This is a genomic window from Acinetobacter bereziniae (assembly GCF_016576965.1).
Classification (GTDB): domain Bacteria; phylum Pseudomonadota; class Gammaproteobacteria; order Pseudomonadales; family Moraxellaceae; genus Acinetobacter; species Acinetobacter bereziniae.
Genome location: NZ_CP066119.1, coordinates 824,114 through 842,501, shown reverse-complemented (window position 1 = coordinate 842,501; position 18,388 = coordinate 824,114). Strand labels below are relative to the sequence as shown.

At 37.5% G+C, this 18,388-nt stretch carries 14 protein-coding genes; 5 read left to right on the top strand and 9 right to left on the bottom strand.

Features of this window, described 5'->3' with window-relative positions; genetic code table 11:
• Positions 1–12: 12 nt before the first annotated feature.
• From I9192_RS03925 to I9192_RS03905, 5 genes are all read right to left on the bottom strand, one after another.
• Complete coding sequence (locus tag I9192_RS03925; protein ID WP_200150120.1) at positions 13–792, bottom strand: glycosyltransferase family 25 protein; 780 nt, start codon at positions 790–792, stop codon at positions 13–15.
• 73 nt (positions 793–865) lie between these two features.
• A complete protein-coding gene (locus I9192_RS03920; protein WP_200150119.1) occupies positions 866–1,780 on the bottom strand; it encodes a glycosyltransferase family 32 protein in 915 nt (304 codons plus the stop codon).
• Positions 1,781–1,887: 107 nt separating this feature from the next.
• Positions 1,888–2,646 carry a glycosyltransferase family 25 protein gene (locus I9192_RS03915; protein ID WP_200150118.1) on the bottom strand — a complete coding sequence of 253 codons (759 nt, stop codon included), beginning with the start codon at positions 2,644–2,646 and terminating at the stop codon, positions 1,888–1,890.
• Complete coding sequence (locus tag I9192_RS03910) at positions 2,636–3,643, bottom strand: capsular polysaccharide biosynthesis protein (protein ID WP_200150117.1); 1,008 nt, start codon at positions 3,641–3,643, stop codon at positions 2,636–2,638. The genes I9192_RS03915 and I9192_RS03910 overlap by 11 nt, the downstream gene beginning before the upstream one ends.
• Before the next feature lie 40 nt (positions 3,644–3,683).
• The gene (locus tag I9192_RS03905; protein ID WP_004827776.1) at positions 3,684–4,454 is read right to left on the bottom strand and encodes a hypothetical protein; all 771 of its coding nucleotides are present in this window, start codon (positions 4,452–4,454) and stop codon (positions 3,684–3,686) included.
• 235 nt (positions 4,455–4,689) lie between these two features.
• Here I9192_RS03905 and I9192_RS03900 point away from each other — a divergent pair, with 235 nt between their 5' ends.
• Together I9192_RS03900 and I9192_RS03895 are read left to right on the top strand one after the other, a co-directional pair.
• Entirely contained in the window at positions 4,690–5,859 is a 1,170-nt protein-coding gene (locus I9192_RS03900; protein WP_042089522.1) for a nucleotide sugar dehydrogenase, read from the top strand.
• The gene (locus tag I9192_RS03895; protein ID WP_151797592.1) at positions 5,856–6,878 is read left to right on the top strand and encodes an NAD-dependent epimerase; all 1,023 of its coding nucleotides are present in this window, start codon (positions 5,856–5,858) and stop codon (positions 6,876–6,878) included. The genes I9192_RS03900 and I9192_RS03895 overlap by 4 nt, the downstream gene beginning before the upstream one ends.
• A 91-nt stretch (positions 6,879–6,969) precedes the next feature.
• Here I9192_RS03895 and I9192_RS03890 read toward each other — a convergent pair whose 3' ends face one another.
• From I9192_RS03890 to I9192_RS03875, 4 genes are all read right to left on the bottom strand, one after another.
• On the bottom strand, positions 6,970–7,896 hold the full coding sequence (locus tag I9192_RS03890; protein WP_004827770.1) for a branched-chain amino acid transaminase: 927 nt from the start codon (positions 7,894–7,896) through the stop codon (positions 6,970–6,972).
• Between the two features lie 26 nt (positions 7,897–7,922).
• Positions 7,923–10,673: a bifunctional [glutamate--ammonia ligase]-adenylyl-L-tyrosine phosphorylase/[glutamate--ammonia-ligase] adenylyltransferase gene (gene glnE / locus I9192_RS03885; RefSeq protein ID WP_174761333.1), complete on the bottom strand. Its 2,751-nt coding sequence runs from the start codon at positions 10,671–10,673 to the stop codon at positions 7,923–7,925.
• A gap of 153 nt (positions 10,674–10,826) precedes the next feature.
• Entirely contained in the window at positions 10,827–12,104 is a 1,278-nt protein-coding gene (locus tag I9192_RS03880) for a sensor histidine kinase (protein ID WP_174761994.1), read from the bottom strand.
• A 534-nt stretch (positions 12,105–12,638) separates the two neighbouring features.
• Entirely contained in the window at positions 12,639–13,910 is a 1,272-nt protein-coding gene (locus tag I9192_RS03875) for a Glu/Leu/Phe/Val family dehydrogenase (RefSeq protein ID WP_174761995.1), read from the bottom strand.
• Positions 13,911–14,163: 253 nt separating this feature from the next.
• Between I9192_RS03875 and I9192_RS03870 the strand changes: the two genes are divergently transcribed.
• Genes I9192_RS03870 through amaB form a run of 3 tightly spaced genes read left to right on the top strand, consistent with a single transcriptional unit; the run spans position 14,164 to position 18,375 of the window.
• Positions 14,164–15,441 carry a 2-aminoadipate transaminase gene (locus I9192_RS03870; RefSeq protein WP_200150116.1) on the top strand — a complete coding sequence of 426 codons (1,278 nt, stop codon included), beginning with the start codon at positions 14,164–14,166 and terminating at the stop codon, positions 15,439–15,441.
• A gap of 14 nt (positions 15,442–15,455) precedes the next feature.
• Positions 15,456–16,835 carry a 2-oxoadipate dioxygenase/decarboxylase HglS gene (gene hglS, locus I9192_RS03865; RefSeq protein ID WP_004827765.1) on the top strand — a complete coding sequence of 460 codons (1,380 nt, stop codon included), beginning with the start codon at positions 15,456–15,458 and terminating at the stop codon, positions 16,833–16,835.
• A gap of 46 nt (positions 16,836–16,881) precedes the next feature.
• The gene (amaB, locus tag I9192_RS03860) at positions 16,882–18,375 is read left to right on the top strand and encodes an L-piperidine-6-carboxylate dehydrogenase (RefSeq protein WP_005030953.1); all 1,494 of its coding nucleotides are present in this window, start codon (positions 16,882–16,884) and stop codon (positions 18,373–18,375) included.
• Positions 18,376–18,388 lie beyond the last annotated feature (13 nt).

Sequence of the window (18,388 nt, the reverse complement as noted above, 5' to 3'; positions counted from 1 at the left end):
AAATTACTCTGATTATTTAAAACCGACTGTTCTAAAGAAAATGATACTTTTTAGCTGATGTAATATGCGATAAAGCTCTAAAGCAATTTTATTCACACCTTTCTTTTTATTATATTTTCTTCTTGTTAAGCGCTCTTTGTACAAATGACTTGCGAACTTCACACTATCTTTGCACGAATATAGTGTCACATCCTGAATACATAAAGCAGGTTTCATTTGGTACACTGAAAAAATATTTTCATAAATCAGATGTTCAAACATTAAATGATCTAAAGCGATTAGCTTATCTAACTTTTGAATGTAGCTTAATAAACTTTTAGCACCATGCAAAGATAAAATATAACCAGCTGTACCTAAGTTCTTACTTTTTAATTCAAAAATACTTCTTTGAATCTGTCCTTTAAAATTCTTAACTTGCTTACCCAATGCAATTCTATGCGTAAACTCCTCCAACTTAATCAAATGCCATTGATCATTAATCCAAGATGAATCAGTTAAGAAATCAACGACATTATCCCCCAAATAAATATCATCCTCGAATATCGCCATATACGGAATATTCTCATCAATCATTCTTTTCCACAGAAAAACATGGCTCATAAAACAAGCAAGCTCACCTTTGGTTAGAATACGCTCATCAATTTTAAGACCCAATTCTTGTGAAAAAATCGTAGCTGGCTCTGGAGTTAAAGCATCAAAAAAATCAAAGTCTACATTTTTTTGAGCAAATTCACTCGATATGTGCTTTCTACGTTCAACTGCTGTCGATAGGCTAATAACGATTTTCTTCATAGGGGTGCATCTATAAACAATACAAACATTTTACTATTTTTCTGTAGATCAATCACCTTTACTTAATAGCTTTCTAAGAAATATCAATAAAAGAATCCTTAAAATACATCCTTTTAGCAAAGTAGTAACTTATTGTTTTTCTTTCTTTTCCAGCCAACTTTATTAACTTAGGTGATTCAACTGGGGGATAATTAATTGCGAAATCAATCAAAATCTTCTCTTTGATCCATCGATTGGTGAACTGATAAAAAAAGGCATTTTCATCACAATTAATTAAGCTGATACTTGGAAAAGATTTTCTAAATACTTTTTGGCAGGCAACATAAGCAACTAAATATTCCAAATTCCCAATCCTTTGGAAAATATCAGCTGGATTTTTTTCAGTATTTTTAATCTCTTGCACATAAACCTTCGGTGTTTTTTGAATGGCTAAATAAAGTTCATCATACCAATGTTTAAAGAAAACATTATTTTTAACACTCGCCAACAACCAATTTTCCAATACAGGATAGTCAATATTTGTGGTATTTTTTTTACGATAATAAGCAAAACATTCTGTTTGATTTTTTTGCATCAGTTCAAAAATCCAGTCCAGACTTTCATAAACAATAATACTGGCATCTAACCATATGCCACCATGTTGATAAAGTAAATCAAATCTCAACAAGTCAGCCTTTTGTTGAGGCGTAGCATCTTGCAAAAGTGAAAAGTCAATTAGACTGTATTGGTTAACATTCTCAGGATTAAGAAGATACACCTCATAATTTGGATTTTTTTTGCGAATATTTTGAATACACTTTTCTACAAATTCGGGGAAATCACCTTCCCAATATATCCAAATTTTCTTTGGTAATTCGATGGGCGTATTCACAGGATTAAAAACCAATTGTCCCGCAAAATTATCAATCTTTTTATTGGTATGTCTAATTTTGTAATAGTACATCATATGAAATTTAGCCAAATAGAATAGTTTTTTAAAAATTTTCATATAAAGACCTAATACTTTTATAAGCACACAACAACAATGACAATAACAAGCGCCCTAAACAGTATTCAAAATATTAAATACCCCCAGAACTTAAAATATTAATTCATTCAAAAATAAAGATGTTTAAAAGCATACAGACGATCACGCCACATCCGCTTTTGTTTTTTTAAGCCATAAGAGCTGTCACGATTTTCCTTCTCTTTACGAGAAATCCCCTGTGTTGCAACAGTACCCAAAATATCACTATCTAAACCAGCCGGCTTCACCAAGGCTGGCCAAACACCTAAGCCTTTGCCATTTTTACTCAGCCATGTTTGGAAAAAAATATCTACTGGCATGGTCATGGTTTTACCAGAAGCGACGAATGCTTCAGCACCTTTTCTTGACCATATTAAACCTAATCCGCGAATCGGGAAATAATAAGCATGCCATAGTGAAAAATCATCTATTTTTACGATATCTTTTGCAAACTTTTTCTTCTTGGCAGCCAAATTTATCAGATACCAATCTAGATCCTGATGCTGGTCTAAATATGACAAAATTTGCTCTACAGACGTTTTAAAATCAGTGGTGATTTTCATATCATCTTCTAAAACCACCAAATAATCTGCATCAGTATGTAAAAACTTTTCGGCACAACCATAATGGCTGAGATAACAACCTAATTCAGAATTCAGCAGTCGACGCCCTAAAGTTTGTTGTGTTGCAACATCATCATAATTTTCAAATGAAGCTAAATCCTGCCCTCGACCATCATAGGCAGAAAATCGTTGGAACGACCAATCAACTGCTTGTAACTGTTCCGTTGCTCGTTGAAGTCGCTCATCACTGCCATCAAGATTAATAAGATATGTTTCAACTTTCATGAAAAACTTCCAATGACAAAACGTCGTTTGAAATGACAGACTGAGGTAGATAATCACTAAACTTAGCAATCATTGCATTTTTGACTTGGACTGCATCTTGTGGATTCAACTGATCCAAACTTTGAATACAGCCATATTTAATCTGATCTTGATTTAGAGCTTGTATAAACACATTTAAACTTTCAGCATTTTTTAAATAGGCTAAAGCTAAATCTGGTTTTAACACCGCTTCACCTTTTTGAATTTTTAAATGATTCATCAATGAAATTGGATTCAATTGCTCAACACTACGAAATTTATATTTAATTTGTGTTTCTAATAAGGTTGGGTGATTCAATAAATATTCGCTTAAAATTTTACGATCTACACAATGCGGATAATGATGGATTTCAAAAAAATCTTTAAACCCTAAGATATCAGCACCCAACATCTGCGCAATGACATGTCCAGGTTGAATGGGTTTGTTAAAATTTCGATTTAAAAATTGACGATATTTCAGTTTAGTCTTGTAACTAAAACAACTTTTCCAATGCCCATAGGTCACGATTTTGTCTTGTTCAAGAAAATCTTCAACCTGAGCCGATGCATTAAAAAAGAAATCATCATTTAAATAGATAAAATAGTCTGACAAGCCCTGTATATTCCACAACATACTTTCTATAGAGCGGGTATTAAAAGTCGGTAGAAATTGTTCAAAGCCTGCAAAAATTTCTCGATGATCAACCACTCGGATTTTATTTGTATCGCAAAGACCTTGTACGACAAATTCATTTAAAAACTCAGGTTGCTGACCATCCGTAACAATCAAAATATGACGGCAAAAAGGAACATATTTCAATATAGATGCAATGTTGTAATAGATTTCATCATTACTGGCAAAACGGGTTTCACTGACAGCATCACTGGCATCATTGCCTGTCAGGTACAAATGACGTTTACGTTTTAACTCAACATCATTGCCATCGACCCAAGCAATCACGATATCAAGGTTCTGCATCTATCTTGTTCTCAAATTTTATCAAATAATATGAATGACATTATTGCCAAGCGTCTTTAATCCAGTCTGAAGGCAATACATAACGATACCATTTACCACCGCCACCCGTAACTGCATCAGGTGGATTAATTTCACCATGAAAAATAATGATTTTGGCATCTTGTGGTTTAACTGGTGGCTTAAAATAGGCCAATGGCAGCTTTTGTAAACAATGATATTTATAACTCTTACACCAATCTTTTGGCCAATAGCTGAGCTTTTTCTGCTGATCGACATACCACGACAAATATTCTTGCTCATTTCTAAACTTATGACTAATTTCTTTAAAGTTTTCTCGAAAGTAAGGCAAAATGTCTGGAAAAGAACCCAATTTAAAACGGTACACAGAACTATTTCCTGTGACTCGCCAAGGGCGTTTCCAATCATGAATAATTAAGAACTCACCCGGATAAGTAAAGAAATCATCAATATTATCAACAATCACCACATCAAGATCTAAGAACAGTAAATTCCCTTTTAAACCATATAAGTCAGGTTCAAAAGTCGATAATTTGTTCCAGCCACGTTCTGGGCTTCCTTCAGGCAATGCTAATGGTGGAATTGGAAAACATTGAATGTCTGGGTTGATACCTTCTGTACGGTCAGTCAAACAGACCATTTTAAAATCAATGGTGGTATGTCTTTTAACCATGTTATACAGTCGATTGACATAGTCTGCACCATACTTGGTTCCCCATTTCATACACAAAACAATATTTTGTTCTGATTCAACTAAATTATTTGACTGTAAATTTGATTCATTAACCTGCATGCATCAATCTTCCACCTGAGCAATCTCTATATCATACCATTACCATAGCCAAGTTACTGTATTCGATTGCATATGCTGAACAATTTGTTTCATCAGAATATGCTATGATGCTCAAGCCATTTATACGTATGATGTTTATTTCATTATTCCGGTTTTTTGAGGATGGGATGCTTTAAACAATTCGTTAAAATGGCGAATACAACTTTTGCAAGCACATTTTCTATATTAGGTTTTTATGAAAATAGCAGTCGCTGGAACAGGTTACGTTGGCTTATCCAATTCAATGATATTTGCACAACATCATGAAGTTGTTGCTGTTGATATTTTAGAATCTAAAGTTAACATGCTCAACAATAAAATATCGCCTATCCAAGATGCTGATATTTCATTATTTTTAAAAGAAAAAACACTGAATTTCACAGCGACCACAGATTATGAAACAGCTTATCAAAATGCTGATTTTGTGATCATCGCAACACCAACAGATTACGACACCAAAACCAATTATTTTAATACGCAAAGTGTGGAAAGTGTGGTTCAGCAAGTTTTAACAGTTAATCCGCATGCTGTAATGGTGATCAAATCCACTGTCCCGGTTGGCTTTACCAAAAATTTAAAAGAAAAATTTAATACTGAGAATGTTATTTTCTCACCTGAATTTTTACGTGAAGGCAAAGCCCTACATGACAATTTATACCCATCCCGAATTATTGTGGGTGAAAAGTCTGAGCGTGCGCAACAGTTTGCTGATTTGCTGATCGAAGGCGCAATTAAAAAAGATAGTCCAGTTTTATTTACTGACTCTACTGAGGCAGAAGCCATCAAACTATTTGCCAACACTTATTTGGCGATGCGTGTTGCTTACTTCAATGAACTTGATACTTATGCGCAAATTTTTGGTTTAGATACTCAACAAATTATTGAGGGTGTTTGTCTGGACCAACGCATTGGGAATCATTATAACAACCCATCTTTTGGTTATGGCGGATATTGTCTCCCTAAGGATACCAAGCAACTATTAGCCAACTACCATCATGTGCCGAGTAACTTGATTCAAGCCATTGTTGATTCAAATAGCACACGTAAAGACTTCATTGCTGACTCGATCATTGCACGTAACCCGAATACGGTCGGAATTTATCGTTTAGTCATGAAAAGTGGTTCAGACAACTTTAGGGCTTCAGCAATTCAAGGCGTGATGAAACGTATCAAGGCAAAAGGAATTGAAGTGATTGTCTATGAACCAACTTTACAAGATGATGATTTCTTTAAATCAAAAGTGGTCAATGATTTAGCGCAATTTAAACAGCAAAGTGATGTAATTATTGCCAATCGTATTTCAAGCGATCTCAGTGATGTACTCGACAAAGTTTATACACGAGATATTTTCGGAGCAGATGAATGAAAGTTCTCGTTACAGGGGCAGCAGGATTTATTGGTTTCAATGTTGCAAAAAAACTATTAGAACGTGGTGATGATGTTGTTGGGTTTGACAATGTCAATGATTACTATGATCCTGCATTGAAAGAAGCCAGATTAGACGTTTTAAAAAATACAGCAGAACACGTTCAAGGTTCTTTCATTTTTATTCGTGCCAACCTTGCAGATAAAACTATTGTTGACCAATGCTTCCAAGATCATTCATTTGATCGAGTGATTCATTTAGCAGCTCAGGCAGGTGTACGCTACTCTCTAGAAAACCCGTCTAGTTATGTAGAGAGTAATCTTATTGGCTTTACCAATATTCTTGAAGCATGTCGCTATGCCAAAACGCCACATCTGACTTATGCCAGCACCAGTAGTGTTTATGGTGCCAATACCACCATGCCATTTAGTGAAAAACATGGTGTCAATCACCCTGTTCAGTTCTATGCGGCAACCAAACGTGCCAATGAACTCATGGCGCACAGTTATAGCCATTTATTTAATTTACCCACGACAGGACTGCGCTTCTTCACAGTATACGGTCCTTGGGGACGTCCAGACATGGCGCTATTTAAATTCACTAAAAATATTATTGAAGGTCGCTCTATTCCTGTCTTCAATCATGGCAATCACACCCGCGACTTTACTTTTATCTCAGATATTGTCGAAGGTATTATTCGTTCAAGTGATCAAATTGCACAGCCTGATCCAAATTGGGACAGCAAAAATCCAGATCCATCGACCAGCTATGCGCCATTCCGTATTTTTAATATCGGCAATAATAATCCAGTCAAATTGATCGAATATATTCATGCGATTGAAAAGGCTGTCGGTCAAGACGCTATTTTAGAATTATTACCCTTACAGCCAGGTGATGTTCCAGATACCTTTGCTGATAGTAGTGCCTTGGAAAATATGGTGGGTTATAAACCATCAGTTTCTGTAAATGAAGGTGTAAAACAGTTTGTTGATTGGTACCGAGAATTTTATAAAGTCTAATCTCATACTATTTATTTTAGACCGATCTTAATACATTGATTTAAAAATAAAAAAAGGATTCCATATGGAATCCTTTTTAGCATTGAATGGCTTATTTTACATAAGTCAGCCAATGCGCATATTTTGGATCTTTACCTTGAACAGCATCAAAGAATGCTTTTTGAATCTTCTCAGTAATCGGACCACGTGCACCTGAACCAATTTGACGGTCGTCATATTCACGGATTGGCGTCACTTCAGCAGCAGTCCCAGTAAAGAATGCTTCATCACCAATATAGAATTCATCACGGGTAATACGGCGTTCAACGACATCAATACCAAGATCTTTAGCAATGGTAATAATCGTTTGACGGGTAATACCATCCAAAGCACCGCCTGCAATATCTGGTGTATGTAAAACACCATCTTTCACCAAGAATACGTTTTCGCCAGAACCCTGACATACATAACCTTGTGGATCCATCAACATCGCTTCGTCATAACCAGAATGTGCCACTTCTTGGTGAGCAAGAATTGACAATGTATAGTTACCTGAAGCCTTGGCTTTACACATCGTCACGTTTGGATGATGATGAGTAAATGATGAGGTTTTAACACGAATACCCTTCGCCATTGCCTCATCACCAAGGTATGCACCCCAGCTCCACGCAGCTACTGTTGCATGAATGGTATTATCTGTTGCAGCGATACCTAATTTTTCCGAACCAATGAAAATAATTGGGCGTAAATAGCATGATGCCAATTTATTTTCACGAACCACATCAATCTGAGCTTGCTCAAGCGTTGCTTGATCAAATGGAACTTTCATTTGATAAATTTTTGCAGAATTTAACAAACGTTTTGTGTGATCTTGGAGACGGAAAATCGCGGTACCATTTGGTGTTTCATAAGCACGGACACCCTCAAACACACCCATACTATAATGTAAAGTATGTGTTAAGACGTGAATTTTAGCCTCACGCCATTCAACCATTTGTCCATCTTGCCAAATAAAACCATCACGATCAGCCAAATTCATGGCGCACACTCCAAATTTTTACACAATTATTCACTTTCCAAAGCGAAAGTCGCTGTTGGATCAATTAATCTTTGCCATAACTTGCAAACGACCTCTCGGGTATCGTGCCAATCCGCAGCACTTACTTGCATATTATGATTTGCAAGTGCTAAACGGTGGCTCTCGGCGCGTTCACTGAGATAAGCTTGAATCAATGCGGATACATCGTCGCTGGATAAGCAACCTGCCTTTGCGGCATCTTCAAGGATTCGTACGTTGTCGGAATAATGGGCGAGATCAGGATTCGTCCCACTCCAGGCTAATACGACATACTGTGCCATAAATTCGATGTCAACGATACCACCTGCATCCTGTTTTAAGTGAAAAATTCCATCTTTTTTCTGATCTTTTGATGAGCCAAGATGATCTTTCATTTTTTGGCGCATATTGAGCACTTCTTGGCGAACCGTTTCTTCTTGTCTTGGCAAGGTAAGAATCTTACAACGCAATTCCTCAAACTTGGCTCTCAATGTTGGCTCACCCGCGATAGAGCGTGCTCGAACAATGGCTTGATGCTCCCATAACCATGCACTTTTCAGTTGATACTGTTCAAATGCCTTTAAGCTGGTCACCAAAAGTCCTGCTTCACCAGAAGGACGCAAACGCGTATCCACTTCATAAACACGACCATCTAAGGTCTGCGTTGTCATCAATGACATAAACTTCTGAGCAACACGCATCGCAAATTCAAAGCCACTAATGGCTTTTTGACCATCTGTATCTGCTTGTTCATCCATATAATGAATAAACACCAAATCTAAGTCTGAACCATAACCGAGCTCAATTCCCCCGACCTTACCATAACCAATCACACAATATGCCATATGCTCCAAAGAACAACGCTGCCCTTCTGCATCTATTGGATATCCATGACGTTTCGCCACTGTTTGATAGGCTAAATTTAATGTTGCAATAACTGAAACTTCCGCAATATCCGTTAAAGCATCAGACACTTTCATCAACGGACTTTCAGCCAATACGTCACTTGCAGCCACTGTCAGTACATTGGACTTTTTAAACAGACGCAGAACTCGCATTTGATCTTCAACTTGATCAATTTCAATGCGCAGTAATTGTTGACGTAAAGAATCCTCCAAATAATGTCTTGGTGGAAGCTCAAAATCCATCGAAAGAAACTCATCTAAAAGCACTGGATAATGCGTTAATTCCTCACAAATCCATGGGCTTACTGTCGCCATTTTAACCAACCGCTGCAATGCACCTTTACTTTCGATCAGCATGACCAAATACACCGTACGGCGCATGACAGACTCGACCAATGGCATTAAACGCATCAACGCAACTTGCGGGCTATTCGACTGTAAAATTGCTTCAACCAAATGTGGCCAAAACTCTTTAAGACGCTGAACGGCTTTTGCAGGTAATTTTTTGATGGCATGACCATACCAAAACTCATGAATTAAGTTTTTAGCATCATCATCTAAAATTTCATTGAGCTGACTCTCAAGCTGACTATAGCTTTCAATAGGTGACTCAAGCCCTTTTTCTTTAATCAGATGCTCAAATTGGAAGGTCACTTTTTCTCGTTTTTGATTTAAAAAAGCAATAAAATTATCCCAATCAGTAAAGCCCAATGTATCAATCAGCCGTTGGCGTAACTCAGGCTCAGTCGGCAAAGATTGAGTTTGTTGATCATTCAGTGCTTGAATCGCATGTTCAACGCGACGTAAAAATAAATAGGCATCTTCAAGGTCAACTACAGATTGTGAATCGAGTAATCCAACCTCACCTAAATGCTGAAGACTGACGAGACATTGGCGATCTTGCAGCTCTAATTTAGCGCCACCATAAATCAATTGAAAAACTTGGACAATAAATTCGACTTCACGAATCCCACCTGCACCCAACTTGATGTCATCGGCAATATTGCGACGTGCCACTTCGCGCTCAATCATGGCTTTCATTTCACGCATGGCTTCAAATGCGGTGTAATCAACATATTTACGAAATACGAATGGGCGCGTCATGTCCAAAAGACTATCACCCTCTTGTCCACCCGTAATAATACGTGCCTTAATCCATGCATAGCGTTCCCATTCGCGTCCATGCTGACTGAGATATTTTTCTAATGCCACATGACTAATCGCGAGGGCTGAACCATCTCCCCAAGGACGTAAACGCATATCTACACGAAAAACAAAACCATCCGCAGTAATATGATCCAGCAAATAAATCAGCTTCTGTCCCCACAAAATACAGAACTGCTGTACATCAATACATTTGCGTCCATTGGTTTCACCTTGTTCATCAAAAGCAAAAATCAGATCGATATCACTTGATAAATTAAGCTCTTGTGCACCAAGCTTCCCCATACCAATCACGATCAAATCTTGAATTTTACCGTTATACCCGACTGGCTCACCATGTTTGGCAATGAGTGGAACCCGCGCAAAATCTTTGGCTGCAACGATACAAATATCTGCAAAATCCGAAAGTTCACGGGTCAATGTCACTACATCGGTGAGTTGATTGGCATCCTGCCAAATCCAACGGAACATCAAACGTGCACGAAGTATCCTTAACACGCGCATCCATGTAATTTCATCTTGAATAGCTGCTAAATTATCATCAACAAGTTGTTGAATTTGCGGGGTACTGAGCGGCACTTGAAATTGATCAATTGCATAATCATGTTCTAATACACTTTGATGTAGACTTAATACTTGTTCTGCATACTGACTGGCATGTAAGGTTTTTTGCAATTGCTCAGCATTCATTAGAAAAGCCTGTACTGATGTTTTATATGATTATTTATAGCAGTTTGCTTGACTGTTAGGGAATCTTTTATCGTTGTATAAAAAAGCACAGATTAAAAAAACATCAAAAAACACACATCAATCACTTTAAAATTTCATCACATACGTTGAAGATTAGAAAATTTTTACTTTATCTGATTTTAGGTCTGTATCCAGCAAAGACTGATGGGCATTTTTTGCCGCAGGAAGGGCAACGACAAAGGTTGTCCCCTCACCTTTTTGAGAGCTAACTGATATTTGCCCATGATTTAAGTCAACAAATCTCTTGCACAATACCAATCCTAAGCCTGTACCTTGTTCACCAATCGTACCTTTTATACTGGCTTTAAGTTGCGGTTCAAAAACCTGTTCAATCTGTGCCTGAGTCATACCCAAACCAGTATCATGAATAATGATTTCAATACGATTTCCCACAGGTTGAGCGGAAATCGTCACTTTGCCTAAACCATCAGTTTGAGTAAATTTTAAAGCATTGGACACTAAGTTTTGAATAATGGAGGTTACCATATTCATATCTGCAAAAACCGTTAGATCATCAGCAACATTTTCAATCAATTGAATATTTTTATTGACTGCTAAGGGTTGCAGTACATCATAAACAATTTTGGTGGTCTGTTTGAGCTTAAAATTAATTGGGTGATAGACAAAACGACCTCCTTCTGACATTGCCCAATTGAGTAAATTTTCAAGTAAAGCATATGTGGACTGCAAAGTATCATGCAAATATTGTGCAATACTATGAATATTCTCTTCATCCAAGGTTTCTCGCTCATTGGCTAAAACATCTGAAAAACCAATCAATCCATGAAATGGTGCACGTAAATCATGGGCAATCACCTGAAAAAATTTTGTTTTACTGAAATTTAGAGCACGTTCTTGTTCATAAAGCTCATAATAGTCTTGAGACTCCGACTTGCGCTGCAATATCGTCACAAGGTCATCACTCAACTCTTCTAATAATAGTTTTTGTTTAGCCGAGAAATTCTCGGACTGATGATCATAAAAATAGACATGCGCGATGGACTCGCAGTCTTGAAGTCTAAAGTCATAAGCGATAAGTCGTGTATGGCTAAGACCAATCTCCGTAATATAATCTGAACATTCTTGATAACTTGGGTGTGTACCCTCAACAATTAACGTATTTTGAAAATCTGGTAAAAGATTAGGCTTTGGAGAAAGATAAGCGGCAACAAAGTCACATTCACTATTGGCAACCCATGCATAAGGTTCATTGTGAAAGCTAAAAAAGGCATTTTCGACATTCAAAATAGCACGGACAATTTTCAGATAGCGCTCAATTTTATTGTCTGGTGTATAAGCTCCTAAAATGAGCGACAATCGACATGCACTGAGTTGCTCAGTTTGATGAGAGTCTAAGAATTCTAGTTTCATGTTTACCTCATTTTCACTTTCAGTTCACACGTTATTGATTAAACTCACCCATTTCTAATATTAATTTCTTTTAAATAGATAAAAACTTAATTCGAAAAATAAAAAAATAGCATCAAAGACGTCGCTGTACATTTACAAATGTTCACATAAAACACTATAGCAGTAATACTTTTAATTAAAATAGAAAAGTTAAAAATTTCAAAAAAAATCATATTTTTGTAATCAAACACCGTCTATCAAATCACAATACTATTTAATTCTGTGAACTGAAAAAATACCCAAGCCATTTGTGTTCGCTTGGGTTCTGTTGAATAGAGAATGATTCTATAGATGGGCAAGGAAAGAGTGTAAACCGATATACCACCACTGAAAGTAGATTTTTGAATGACATGATTTTATATAAACATCGTGTCAATAAAAGCGGCTAAACAATTATTTTTTATTTAAATATTTATAGTTAATTACCGCTCCAAACCGCATATATTACTGCTAATAACCATCCAGTAAAACATATTTCTTGAGTCATTTATTTCTTTATCCAGGGAAAACACCACGCTCTTTACGCGCTTTTAAAATACGTTCGCACGCCAAGATATAAGCCGCTGTACGTAAGGTACATGTATTGTTGTTTGCCGTATTCCAAACATCCTCAATTGCTTGAACCATGAGTTTGTCTAAACGCTCATTAATTTCTTCTTCGCTCCAAAAATAACTTGCCATATCTTGCACCCATTCAAAGTAACTTACAGTCACCCCACCCGCATTACAGACTACATCAGGAACGACAACAATACCTCGTTCAACCAATATATCTTCTGCCTTTGGATATGTTGGACCATTTGCCCCCTCTAAAATCAGTTGAGCTTGAATATTCTGAGCACGATCAATGGTGATTTGCCCCTCTAAAGCCGCAGGAATCATGATATCAACTTCTGCTGACCAAAATTCTTCATCAGCAATGGGCTGTGCACCAGTAAAACCACCGACACCTTCATTCACAGTGACATAATCACGTAATGCCTCAAGATCAATACCGTTTTTATTGAAAATAGTCCCTGTGTGGTCTTGAATGTGAGTAACTTTTGCATTTGATTCCACAAATAAAAAACCAGCTTCACTCCCTACATTACCAAAACCTTGAATAGCAACTTTAGCTCCTTTAAGGGAGAGCTTAATTTTCTTCGCAACTTCGCGACCTGTAACAAATACTCCACGACCAGTTGCCTTTACACGACCTAATGAACCACCCAAGTGGATAGGTTTACCAGTGACCACACCAGTAACTGTATATCCCTGACCTGATGAATAGGTGTCCATAATCCACCCCATTACGTGTTGATTTGTTCCAACATCTGGTGCAGGAATATCCTTTTGAGGACCGATAATATGACTGATTTCACTGGTATAGCGACGAGTTAAACGCTCTAATTCTCGAGCCGATAATTTACGTGGATCGACACGGACACCCCCTTTTGCACCTCCAAATGGTAGGTTCAATACCGCTGTTTTGATCGTCATCCATGCTGAAAGCGCCATAACCTCATTCAGATTGACATCTTGGTGATAGCGGATACCACCTTTACCAGGACCACGTGATAAATTGTGTTGTACACGATAACCTTCAAAATGTTGAATTGAACCATCATCCATGACAATCGGTACATCTACGATAAGAACTCTTTTGGGTCTTTTTAATATCTCAATATGTTGTTTTAGATGCTGTAAATAGGGAGATACGCGTTCAATTTGTTCAAGAAAAGTTAACCAAGCTGCATCATTTGCTTGGATATAAGAGAGTTTTGTCATATTGAATATCCAACTGATATTTGTTCTGCTCTATCACGTTATTAATAATGTCTAAGTAAATACACAAATTTCTCAAAGATATTTACTTAACTTTTAATCAATTAAACTAGGTTAATTTTTTTGTTTATGAAAGCAATTTTCGGAAAAAGTGATACGAAAAAAAGGAATAGTGCGAGTATTTTAATTCGTTTGTAGGACGATATTTCGAAGGTTTAAATAACAACATCAAATAAATTCTATCGAGAAAAATGAAGTGGATAATTATCAAAGAATTTCAAGTGCTTTAGGACTTATTCACCCCATTACACTTGAGACAGGTCTGAATGCAGAAGTTTGGGATCAAAATGGTAAAAGGTATATTGATTTTATTGGTGGGATTGGTGTCCTAAATTTTGGGCATTGTCATCCAAAAATTGTCAAAGCGATCCATCACCAAGCCCAAAAACTTACTCATTATGCTTTTAATGCTGCACATCATCAGCCTTATGTACAGTTTATGGAACAACTCACTGATTTTATTCCAGTTGAATATCCAATTGTAGGAATGCTCACCAATAGCGGTGCCGAAGCAACCGAAAATGCATTAAAAGTAGCTCGTACAGTAACAGGAAGATCGGGTGTCATCGCTTTCGATGGTGGCTTCCATGGTCGTACCTTAGCTGCTGTGAATTTAAACGGCAAAGTAGCACCTTATAAAGATGGGCTCGGTGCTTTACCCGGTCCTGTTTATCATATTCCATATCCGAGCAAAGACAACGATATAACTTCCGAGGAAGCAAAAAAAGCTTTGGCTCGATTGTTCCAAGTCGAAGTGGATATAAAAAATATCTCGGCAATTATATTTGAACCAGTCTTAGGCGAAGGTGGCTTTCACGTCATGAATGCTGATTTTGCTCATTTTTTACAAGAATTCTGTCAAAAAAATGGCATTTTAATCATTCTGGATGAAATTCAATCTGGTTTTGGTCGTACAGGTGAAGCTTTTGCTTTTAAAAAGTTAGGGATTGAACCTGATTTACTGTTACTCGGAAAAAGTATTGCAGGTGGCATACCTTTAGGCGCTTTAATTGGTCGAGCAGAATACATGAATCATCCACATAAAGGGGCTTTAGGTGGAACATATTCAGGTAATCCGATTGCTTGTGCAGCAGGTTTAGCCACACTCGACATCATGCGATCTCAAATTTACCAAGAAAATATTCAACATTATATTGAGACAATTGAAGCTTATTATTCAAAGTGGAAACAACAGAATTTAACACCTTGGTTGGGACGTTTAACCGGTATTGGCGCGATGCGTGGTATTGAACTTTATCACCCCCAATATGGTGCAGGTACACATGTATTAGCAAACATTCTGACTCAGGCTAGAAATAAAGGTCTATTACTCATGTCAAGCGGACAAGAGAAAAATATTATTCGTCTATTAACCCCATTGACGATAGAACCTAAAGTATTAAAAGAAGGTCTGGATATATTGGAACAAATTTTGGCAGAAACTGCTCATCAAGAAATGATGACAAGTGTTTAAAAAGGAAGATAGTCATGACTAATTGGATCAATGTGGATGAGATCCGAGCGAAATTCTCAAAGTTAATGTCAGAGATGTATCAAAACGAAGTTCCATTATATGGTGATTTAATAGAATTAGTGGATGACGTAAACCAATCTGTTTTAGAACAGCAAACTGTTTTAAAAGCGCAATTACAACAAACTGGTGAATTAACTCGTTTATCACAAGAACGCCACGGCGCAATTCGATTGGGAACAGCAGAAGAACTTCATAATATGCGTCGCATTTTTGCGGTGATGGGAATGTACCCTGTAGGTTATTATGACTTAGTACCTGCTGGTGTTCCTGTACATGCAACTGCATTTCGGGCAATCCAAACAGATGCTTTAAATCATAGTCCATTCCGAGTATTTACTTCTTTATTACGTCTGGAGTTAGTGGATCATTCTGAATTACGCCAACTCGCAAAAGAAACGCTGGCAAAACGTCATATTTTTACTGAAAAAGCGCTGGCTTTGACGGCAAAACATGAACTGCAAGGTGGATTGAGTGTAGATGATGCAGATCTGTTTATTATTGAAGTTTTAGAGACATTCCGATGGCATACTCATGCACCAGTCACTGCTGATTTATATCAAGCATTACATGACCAACATCGTTTAATTGCTGATGTTGTTGCATTTAAAGGACCACATATCAATCATTTAACACCGAGAACACTTGATATTGACCAAGTTCAAAATGGAATGATGGGACGTGGGATTACACCTAAAGCGATAATCGAAGGACCACCTCGTCGACGTTGTCCGATTTTATTGCGTCAAACCAGCTTTAAAGCTTTACAGGAACAAGTGATCTTTACAGATCAACAAGGAAGTCATACTGCTCGTTTTGGTGAAATTGAACAACGAGGCGTCGCGCTTACACCAAAAGGTCGTCAACTTTATGATGAATTGCTTGTCAAAGCACAACAGCAATTAGGCGGTATCGCGACTGAAGAAAATGCAGCGCAATATATGCAGATTTTAGAGGAAACATTCAAAGCGTTTCCAGATTGTTACACCACATTGGCCGTAGAGGATTTAGCTTACTTTTATTATTACGCACAACCATTTAGCACTCATCAGGTATGGACAGAAACGGATTTGCCTGAATTGATTCATACAGGTCGAGTTCGAATTGAACCGATTGTCTATGAAGATTTTTTACCTGTCTCTGCAGCAGGAATTTTTCAGTCCAATTTGGGCGGAAATGAACAAACAGATTACAGCTCAACTTCAAATCAAGACGTTTTTGAGCAGTGTTTAGGCACAAAAGTATTTGATGAAATCCAACTTTATGCCCAGGCTCAACAGCAATCAATAGAGGCTTGTTTAGCAACTTTAAATCAATCAATTGTGTCAAAGGTATAACAAGGCTTTGATGAGTTATTCATTTTAATGATGGAAAGGAAATAACATGATTCAGGAATTATTAAATAAATTAGGTGTTGCTGCTGAAGCGTATCAAACAGGTTCATTAACCGTAAAAACTCCAATTGACGGAAGTGTCATTGGACAGGTTGTTGTAAATGATCTTAAACAAGCTGATAGCTGTATTCAACAGGCACTCATTGCTTTTAAAGAATGGCGAAAAGTCCCTGCTCCGCGACGTGGCGAACTAGTGCGTATTTTTGGGCAAATTTTACGCGAATATAAAAATGAACTTGGCGCTTTGGTCTCGTGGGAAGCAGGTAAAATTGCTCAGGAAGGTCTAGGCGAAGTTCAAGAGATGATTGATATTTGCGACTTTGCAGTCGGTTTATCACGCCAATTGTACGGTTTAACGATTGCTTCAGAACGACCAGGACATCACATGCGCGAAACTTGGCATCCATTAGGTGTTGTCGGCATAATTTCCGCATTTAATTTTCCTGTTGCCGTTTGGTCTTGGAATACAGCATTGGCTTTAATCTGTGGTAACGCTGTAATTTGGAAACCTTCAGAAAAAACGCCACTTACTGCATTAGCTTGTCAGGCATTGTTTGAAAAAGCGGTTAAACAATTTGGTCGTGATGCACCTGCACAGCTATCCCAATTACTCATTGGTGATGCTTCAATTGGTGAAAAACTAGTGACTGACGAGCGTGTTGCATTGATTAGTGCAACGGGTAGTACACGTATGGGTAAAATTGTTGGTCCGAAAGTCGCAGAACGCTTTGGCAAATGTATTCTCGAATTGGGGGGGAATAACGCCATGATTCTTGCGCCAACAGCTGATTTGGATTTAGCCATCCGCGGTATTTTATTCTCAGCAGTAGGTACGGCAGGTCAACGTTGTACTACACTACGTCGTTTAATTGTGCATAAATCGATTCAAGCTGAGGTTGTTGAAAAATTAAAGAAAGCGTATGCCACAGTTTCAATTGGACACCCTTTAGAAGGTAATCTTGTTGGACCATTAATTGACGAACATATTTTTAATCAAATGCAGACAATGCTTGTTCGAGCGCAACAAGCAGGTGCAAAAGTAACAGGTGGTGAACGAGTATTATCAGATCAATTTCCTCATGCTTACTATGTCAAACCAGCATTGGTTGAAGTGACGGCACAAGATGATGTCGTTAAAACAGAAACTTTTGCACCGATTTTATATGTGATTGGCTATGAGGATTTTGACGAAGCCCTCGATCTCCAAAATGATGTTCCTCAAGGATTATCTTCATGTATTTTCTCCAACGATATTCGTGAAGCTGAAAAATTCCTCAGTGCTGTTGGGAGTGATTGTGGTATTGCGAATGTCAATATTGGTACGAGTGGTGCAGAAATTGGTGGTGCATTTGGTGGTGAGAAAGAGACAGGCGGTGGGCGTGAATCTGGTTCAGATGCTTGGAAAGGCTATATGCGCAGACAAACAAATACCATCAACTATTCTCGAGAATTACCTTTAGCTCAAGGGATTAACTTTGGTTAATTATTTATTATAA